1 pseudogene is annotated in these 513 nt (G+C 48.7%); it reads left to right on the top strand.

Annotation, left to right across the window (positions count from 1 at the left end):
* Window positions 1-513 (top strand): annotated as a pseudogene (dnaE, locus tag R7O13_RS31020) (DNA polymerase III subunit alpha); the annotation flags it as partial.

The following is a 513-nucleotide window of genomic DNA, read 5'->3' as shown; positions in this document are numbered from 1 at the left end:
TCTTACCAAACGTTGTGGCTTAAAACGCACTATCCAGCTGAATTCATGGCGGCGGTAATGACTGCCGATATGGATAACACCGAAAAAGTAGTTGGTCTGGTGGACGAATGCTTCCGCATGAAACTCACCGTGTTGCCGCCAGACATCAACTCCGGTTTATACCGTTTCAACGTTGATGAAAACGGTGCGATTGTTTACGGTATCGGCGCAATCAAAGGTGTGGGTGAAGGCCCTATCGATGCGATACTAGAAGCGCGAAACAAAGGTGGTCACTTTAAAGACCTATTTGATTTCTGTGCTCGTATCGATCTCAAACGTGTTAACAAACGCGTCATCGAAAAGCTGATTTATGCAGGTGCACTTGACCGACTTGGCCCTCATCGAGCGGCGATGATGGCGTCACTGAACGATGCCGTTAAAGCGGCCAGCCAACATCACCAAGCAGAGGCCTTTGGCCAAGGCGATATGTTTGGTGGGTTGACCGATGCACCAGAAGAAGTTGAGAATAAGATC

Source organism: Vibrio sp. Y176, assembly GCF_033438945.1.
Note: the sequence above shows the minus strand (reverse complement) of the source record. Positions and strands in the feature narration are given on the sequence as shown.